Origin of the sequence: Brevundimonas sp. UBA7838, from assembly GCF_002500885.1 — a bacterium.
GTDB lineage: Bacteria > Pseudomonadota > Alphaproteobacteria > Caulobacterales > Caulobacteraceae > Brevundimonas > Brevundimonas vesicularis_C.
The window spans coordinates 1-6,904 of record NZ_DLTK01000085.1 but is presented as its reverse complement, the minus strand read 5'-3'; the positions used below and the strand labels follow the sequence as shown (position 1 = coordinate 6,904).

At 68.4% G+C, this 6,904-nt stretch carries 5 protein-coding genes and 1 pseudogene; 1 reads left to right on the top strand and 5 read right to left on the bottom strand.

The window, feature by feature from the left end:
* The 4 genes and pseudogenes from B3T77_RS06845 to B3T77_RS06830 form a co-directional block, all read right to left on the bottom strand.
* Positions 1-881 (bottom strand): annotated as a pseudogene (locus B3T77_RS06845) (hypothetical protein); the annotation flags it as partial.
* Between the two features lie 90 nt (positions 882-971).
* Positions 972-1,541 carry a hypothetical protein gene (locus B3T77_RS06840; protein ID WP_066624111.1) on the bottom strand — a complete coding sequence of 190 codons (570 nt, stop codon included), beginning with the start codon at positions 1,539-1,541 and terminating at the stop codon, positions 972-974.
* A 77-nt stretch (positions 1,542-1,618) separates the two neighbouring features.
* Positions 1,619-2,026, bottom strand: coding sequence for a CBS domain-containing protein (locus tag B3T77_RS06835; protein WP_292078303.1), 408 nt, complete (start codon positions 2,024-2,026; stop codon positions 1,619-1,621).
* A gap of 61 nt (positions 2,027-2,087) precedes the next feature.
* On the bottom strand, positions 2,088-3,929 hold the full coding sequence (locus tag B3T77_RS06830; protein WP_292078301.1) for a YfbK domain-containing protein: 1,842 nt from the start codon (positions 3,927-3,929) through the stop codon (positions 2,088-2,090).
* Between the two features lie 165 nt (positions 3,930-4,094).
* Between B3T77_RS06830 and B3T77_RS06825 the strand changes: the two genes are divergently transcribed.
* On the top strand, positions 4,095-5,957 hold the full coding sequence (locus tag B3T77_RS06825) for a monovalent cation:proton antiporter-2 (CPA2) family protein (RefSeq protein WP_066552470.1): 1,863 nt from the start codon (positions 4,095-4,097) through the stop codon (positions 5,955-5,957).
* A gap of 3 nt (positions 5,958-5,960) precedes the next feature.
* Here the strand turns inward: B3T77_RS06825 and B3T77_RS06820 are convergent, their stop codons facing one another.
* Complete coding sequence (locus tag B3T77_RS06820) at positions 5,961-6,581, bottom strand: DUF4168 domain-containing protein (RefSeq protein WP_292078298.1); 621 nt, start codon at positions 6,579-6,581, stop codon at positions 5,961-5,963.
* Positions 6,582-6,904: the final 323 nt, after the last annotated feature.

The window sequence follows — 6,904 nt, the reverse complement described above, 5'->3', positions numbered from 1 at the left end:
TCGCCCTTGGCCAGATCCCACTCCCACACCCCGCACCGCGCGGCTTCGACGGCGATGCGGAACCGCTTTTCGGTGGCCACCCGTTCGCGGTGCTGGCGCGTCTGGCGCAGGCCGTAGAGGACGAACAGAACCACGACCCCGACACCCAGCATTAGCGGCGCGAGCACCACCCAGGCGTCGTCGAAGACGGAGGCGGTCGTCCCTTCCGAGATTGCGACCACATAAGGGCCGCCCGCCCGGGCCTGAGCGGCCGCAGCGAGGCCGGCCTGCCCCCCCAGCGTCACGGCACGCGGTTCGGCCTGACCGACCAGGGCCGAGGCATCGACGCCGATCAGGGTGCGGATGGGTTGGCCAATCTCGGCGGCGCGCGCCGAGGCCAGCACCACGCCGCCCGCCGACACGATCCGCGTCTCGCCGCCTGTCGGCAGGACCGGCGCGATCCGCGCCTCCAGCCTCAGACCGTCGGCATTGGCCTGGCCGGCGGCGACCGATCCTTCGCCCTTGGCGGCCTGCACCGTCTCGCCGGGACCGACCAGGGTGAAGGCGACCTTGGGCGCGGCGGCCTGCGCGGTTTCCACGACCTCTATGGGGGCGCGTTTGGCGACAATGGCGGTGCGACCCGCGGCCAGGCCCGCATCGGCCGACTGGATCAGCGCCGCGGTCTGGCTGGCGACCAACTTGGCGCTCAGCTTCAGATTTTCGGCTTCCAGGCGGCTAATTTCGCGGGTCGGCCGGCTGAACTCACGCGACGCCATCAGGGCATAGGCGGCCGCGATCAGCGCCAGGACCAGGACGGCGATCCGCAACCAGGCGGGTGCGCCGACGGCGCGGTCGGAGGCGCGACGCCCCGACCGATTTTCCCGCCGCTCCTCGTCCCGCAAGCCCCGACCCTCCGACAAACACTTCGTTGCGGGAATCTAGGCTGCGTCGCGGATTCGTGTCGAGGCTCGGTGCGCGCTTTTAACGGGTTTTTAAGCGGCGGCGACCGGCGACAGCAGGCGGTCGGGCGCGGGCTCCAGCACACGCGTCACGCCATGCAGCGTATCGCGCGCCTGTCGGGCCAGGGTCAGGACAGCCGGCGGCGCATCGTCAGGCGTCTCGGCGACCAGATCCACCAGATCCTGGGCCAGGCGCATCAGTTGGGGCGCGGCGGCGATCAGCCGGGCCTGAAACTCGATATGCTGGGGATCGCGGTCGTATTCGGCGCCCGGCACGCGCCAACCGCCCCAATCCGCCCGATCGGTGACGACGACCGGATAGGTGCCGGGGTGGGGGTGATGCAGGCAATCCTCGGGTAGCTGCCACTTGTTGCGTGCCCGCAGCAGCCGCCAGTCGCCCAAGCCCTGATCCGAGGCCGGATCGTCGGTCGCGAGCAACAGTTCGTTGGCGGTGAACTCGCGCCCCAAGCCGACGTCATAGGTGACGCGTACGGGCTCTTCGAACCCCTTGGCCCACACGGGCTGGACCTGTTCGATAAAGGCCCAGGCGCCGACGCACTCGACCCAGACCTTCTGACCCTTCTGGAACTGCGCGCGCGCCATGCCATCCTCCGATATTCGAAGGAACAGCATGAACGACGATCCTTGACGCCCGGTGTCGGGGCGCGGTTACGCAGGTCTTAACGCGAGATGCTTTCCAACGTCTCGCCGGCGTATTTCTCTTTCACGCGCGTCGACAGGTCGCCCAGCGACACGACGCCGACCACGCGGCCATGCTTGTCCACGACCGGGGCGCGACGGATCTGCTTGGCGCCCATCAGGTCCAACACGACCTTCAGGTCGTCGGTGTCCAGCACCGTCTGCGGATCGCGGGTGATGAACTCCACAACCGAGGCGCTCGAGGCGGCGCCCGTGGCCAGGGCGCGCACCACGATGTCGCGGTCGGTGATGGTGCCGATCACCTGATCGCCGTCCGCTACAGGCACGAAGCCGAAGCCGCCCTTGGCCATGCGGCTGGCCACGTCCTGGATGGTGTCGGCGGGGCGGGCCAGGTGCACGTCCTTGGTCATCACGTCGCGGATCTTCATGGCGGGTTTCCTTGGTTGAAGCGTTGCGCTGGAAAACACGCCGCGAGCGTGGCGGTTCCGGTCAGGGCGTCCGCATCGGGGGAAGGCCCTGGGCCGCCCGCACCAGCTGAACAAACTCGGCCCGATCGCCATAGGGGTCTTCGCCCCTGGCCCCTTGCGCCTGATCGATGATCCGGTCCCAGCCATAGTCGGCCGTCATCCACGGATCGCCCCGCAGCTTTTGCCCAAAGCCGGCGACGGCGATGGCCCAGCGCGTGGCCTCGGGCGGCTGGGCGCTGACCGACCCGCCCGCGCGGTTGGTCAGCGGATGCTGGATCAGGTCCGAGCGGCTCTGGCCCGGCTGTTTGTAGCGCACCTGGATAAAGCCGATCTCGCCGTTCGGATCGCCGCCGCCGACCCCGATACGGTTGTCGGGATAGCGCCTTTCGGGAACCTGGGTCGGGCCGCCGACGGGGGTGATCTCGTACAGGGCCGTGACGCTGGCGCCGGATCCGACCTCGCCCGCATCGACCTGGTCGTTGTTGAAGTCTTCCTCGTTCAACAGCCGGGTCTCATAGCCGATCAGCCGCCATTCGGCGACGCGGGCGGGATTGAACTCGACCTGGATCTTGACGTCGTCGGCGATGGGGAAGGCGCCCTTGTCGAAGGCCGGTCCGAACAGCCGGCGCGCATCCCTCAGGTCCCCGACATAGGCCGCGACCCCATTGCCCGCCTGGGCGATGGTCTGCATCCGCGCGTCCTGATAGTTGCCGCGCCCGAAGCCATAGACCGACAGATAGATGCCGGTCCCGCGCTTGTCGGCGACATAGTCCTCCAGCCGCTTGTTGTCGGTCACCCCAACGTTGAAGTCGCCGTCGGTGAACATCAGAATGCGGTTGACCTTGTCGCGCGCGAAGTTCGCCTGGGCCTGGTCATAGGCGTTGGTCATGCCGGTCGCCCCGGCCGTGCCGCCCGAGGCCTTCAGGCTGGCGACTGCGCAGCGCATCTTCAGCTTTTCGTCGCCCTTCGTGGGCTGCAAGGTCGTGCCGGCGCCTTCCGCGTAATAGGTGACGGCCAGCGTGTCCTGCGGCCTCAGCCGATCGATGGCCAGGTTCATCGCCTTCTTGGCCAGGTCCAGCTTGTCTGGCGACCGCATCGAGCCGGAGACGTCGACCAGGAAGGTCAGGTTCAGCGGCCGCTGCTCGCCCGTCGGCAGTTCATAACCTTGCAGGCCGATGTGCACGATCTGGCGCCCGTCAGCCCAGGGCGAGGCCGCAACCGCCGTGGTGATGGCGAAGGGCCGGGTCTGGCTGGTCGGCCGGGCATAATCATAGTCGAAGGCGTTGATCAGCTCCTCCACCCGCACCGCATCTTTGGGCGGCGCACGACCCTCGTCGATGAAGCGCTTCACGTTCGAATAGGACGCCGTGTCTACGTCGATCGAGAAGGTCGAGACCGGCTGATCGCTGGTCCGCTTCACCGGATTGGGCGTCGCGTCAGGGTAGCGTTCGGTGTCGGCAGGGGGCGGCGTCATCATGCCGGGCGACGTCGGGGCGCCTGGTGATCGCGTGATCCGGGAGCCTGTGACGACAATATCTTGGGCCGCCGTCGATGACGGCGCGGGGACGGGCGATGGAGGCGGTGGCGGTGGCGGCGGAGGCGGAGGCGGCGCGCCGTAGGGGACGCGATCTTCCTTGCGGGTCGGTGTGATCCTCACCGGCGGCGTCGGCGGACCGGCGCGCGGCGTGGGCGGTGCGGCGACAGGCTCAGGCGATCCCAGCTCAAAGCCAAGAGGCCGGCACGCCGCCGGCGTCGGTTCGCCATCCAGCGGCTTGGCCAGGGCGACGGTCGGCATGGCGACCGGCGGCGCGGCGAACGACAGGCTCAGAACGGACAGGGCCGCGATTCTGATTACGCGTGACATGGCTTCCTCCGGTTGTTTTGTTGCCGCCAGTCGCGGGTCGTCATGGGGCGAAACTGTGGCGCCAAATCCCCCTCTACGCACGATGATCTTTCAGCGTGTCTTTGGTGTCCTCTCGCAATCGCCGACCAGGACCTCCACAATAGACGCCAAGCTTGGGGGAATGCGATGGCTGAGGCGACGACGGGACTGGATCTGGGCGCGGCGGCCGCTCTGCTGGCCGCGGGCGTGCTCGCCGTGCCGGTGTTCAAGCGCATCGGCCTGGGATCGGTTCTGGGCTATCTGGCGGCGGGCCTCGCCATCGGTCCCTTCGGCCTGAAGCTGTTCCGCGAGCCCGAGACCATCCTGCACGTCGCCGAGTTCGGCGTGGTCATCTTCCTGTTCATCATCGGGCTGGAGATGCGGCCCAAACGGCTTTGGGGACTGCGCAAGGAAATCTTCGGCCTCGGCGCGGCCCAGGTGCTGTTCTGCGGCCTGATCCTGACCCTGACCGCCATGCTGGCCGGCTTCTCCGCACCCGTCGCCTTCGTCGGCGCCATGGGCTTTGTCCTGTCGTCCACCGCCGTCATCATGCAGATGCTGGAAGAGCGCGGCGAGATCGCGGGCGGGCCGGGCCAGCGCGCGGTCTCCATCCTGCTGCTCGAGGATCTGGCCATCGTGCCGCTGCTGGCGATCGTCGCCGTCCTGGCCTCAGTGCTGGGCGTGGCCAACGAACAGGCGCCGCCCCTGTGGCAGACCGTCGGCTTCGCGGTCGCGGCGGTCGGCGGTGTGCTGCTGGCCGGCAAATATCTGGTCAATCCGGTCTTCCGTCTCCTGGCCCAGTACGGCGGGCGCGAGGTGATGACGGCGGCGGCCTTGCTGGTGGTGGTCGGCGCCGCCTGGGCCATGTCGCTGGGCGGCCTGTCCATGGCCATGGGCGCCTTCCTGGCCGGGGTCCTGCTGTCGGAGTCCACCTTCCGTCACCAGCTGGAGGCCGACGTCGAGCCGTTCCGCGCTATCCTTTTGGGCCTGTTCTTCCTCAGCGTCGGCATGTCGCTGGACGTGTCGGTCGTCGTCGCCGACTGGCGTTTGGTGCTGGGCGGGGTCGTGGCCTTCATGCTGGTCAAGGGCGTGGGCATCTATGCCGTCGCGCGCCTGTTCAAGGCCTCGCACCATGAGGCGATCGAGCGTGCGGGCCTGTTCGCGCAAGGCGGCGAGTTCGCCTTCGTCCTGTACGGCGCCGCCGTCGCCGCCGGCCTGTTCGACGCGCGCATCGGGGCGATGATGTCGGCGGTGGTCATCCTGTCGATGGCCCTGACGCCCCTGACCTCGCTGCTGATTGCACGGCTGTCGCCCAAGCCGGTCCAGGACGCCGAAAGCGCCGAGGGCGTGGACTTCGCCAAGGACCTGCGCGGCCAGGTGCTGATCATCGGCTTCGGCCGTTTCGCCCAGGTCGTGTCTCAACCCCTGCTGGCCCGCGACGTGGACGTGTCGATCATCGAGAACGACGTGGAGATGATCCAGGCCGCCTCCCAGTTCGGGTTCAAGGTCTATTACGGCGACGGCACCCAGCTGCACACCCTGCGCGCTTCGGGCGCGGAGGAGGCCGAGATGGTCCTGGTCTGCGTCGACAAGCCCGAGGCCGCCGACCGCATCGTCGAACTGGTCAAGTCGGAATTCCCCACCACCCGGATCATGGCCCGCGCCTTCGACCGAGGGCATTCGATGCGCCTGATCCAGGCCGGCGTGGACTACCAGATCCGCGAGACCTTCGAGTCGGCGCTCAAGTTCGGCGAGCGCGCCCTGGTCGAACTGGGCCTGGACGAGCATGAGGCGGCCGAGACCATCGGCGACGTGCGCCGTCGCGACGAGGCCCGCCTTGACCTGCAGCTGACCGGCGGGCTCAAGGCCGGCCGCCAGCTGATGCGCGGCAATATGCCGACGCCCCAGCCCGCCCCCTACATCAAGCCCCGTCGCGAAGGCCGTCTGCTGAACGAGGACGAGGCGGGCCCGGCCGCGCCGGACACGCGGCGCGAGCCCGCCGACACCTGATCCCTACTGGCTGACGCCCTTCTCCAGACGCGCGCCGGCCAGTTGCGCCTTGGCCTGAAGATATGGCGTCGCGGACACGAGTTGCGAGATGGCGTTGAAGCGCTCGGTCGTCAGGCCGGACGCCTCGACCGCCGCCGTCAATTTGGCGCTCTGCTCGGGCGTCGCCTGGTTGTTCTGCACCTCGGCCGTGACGGCGCGGATCTGCGTCATGGCGGTGACGAAGCGGTTCAGTTCGTCATCCGTCACGGCGGCGGCCGGGGTGCCGGGCGCTGGCGGCGTGGCGTTGACCATCCGAATGCGCGCCGCCAGGGTCGGATCGGCGGCGACGGCGTTGGACAGGGTGTTGAAGCGCGTCACTTCCAGCCCCGAATCCTGCACTGCGGCGGCCATCTGCGCCTGCTGTTCCGGCGTCGGCTGGGCGCCGTTCAGCGTGTCGCTGACGGCTCTCACCTTGGCCATGGCGTCGTCAAACTTTTTCAGCTCGACATCGGTGAAGGTGGTCGAGCCGGCCATCGGCGCGGCCGTCGGCGTCTGCGCCGTCGTCGATGCGTCTTGGGCTTGGGCGGTCGCGGCGGTCGCAAGAAGGGCGACGGAAGCAAGAAGGGCGATGCGGGGCGTGCGCATGGGAATGTCCTTTCGGTCTGGCGTCCACTTGAAAGGCCGTCGGACGACGGCGACGACGCAATCACGTCATCGCTCCCCAGGAGCGTGGAGCCTGAAACAGACGAAGGGGGAGCCTTCATAACCTAGGCGCCGATGCGCCTCGCACCACCCCTTGGACGCTGGAGGCGCGATCAAGGATGCGTTAGACGGGCGTGATCCTTGTTGAGGTTTGTCCATGAAACGTCTCGCCATCGCCGCCCTGGCCCTCGTTGCGGTCGCCGCGCCGGCCGTCACCGTCACGGCCTGGGGCAACACCGGCCACCGCCTGATCGGCGTGAGATCGG

What these genes read in the sequence shown, in the direction of transcription:
- B3T77_RS06825 (WP_066552470.1), top strand. Translation starts at nt 4,095, where the DNA reads ATGGCTGAGGCGACGACGGGACTGGATCTGGGCGCGGCGGCCGCTCTG.
- B3T77_RS06835 (WP_292078303.1), bottom strand. Translation starts at nt 2,026, where the DNA reads ATGAAGATCCGCGACGTGATGACCAAGGACGTGCACCTGGCCCGCCCC.
- B3T77_RS06840 (WP_066624111.1), bottom strand. Translation starts at nt 1,541, where the DNA reads ATGGCGCGCGCGCAGTTCCAGAAGGGTCAGAAGGTCTGGGTCGAGTGC.
- B3T77_RS06820 (WP_292078298.1), bottom strand. Translation starts at nt 6,581, where the DNA reads ATGCGCACGCCCCGCATCGCCCTTCTTGCTTCCGTCGCCCTTCTTGCG.
- B3T77_RS06830 (WP_292078301.1), bottom strand. Translation starts at nt 3,929, where the DNA reads ATGTCACGCGTAATCAGAATCGCGGCCCTGTCCGTTCTGAGCCTGTCG.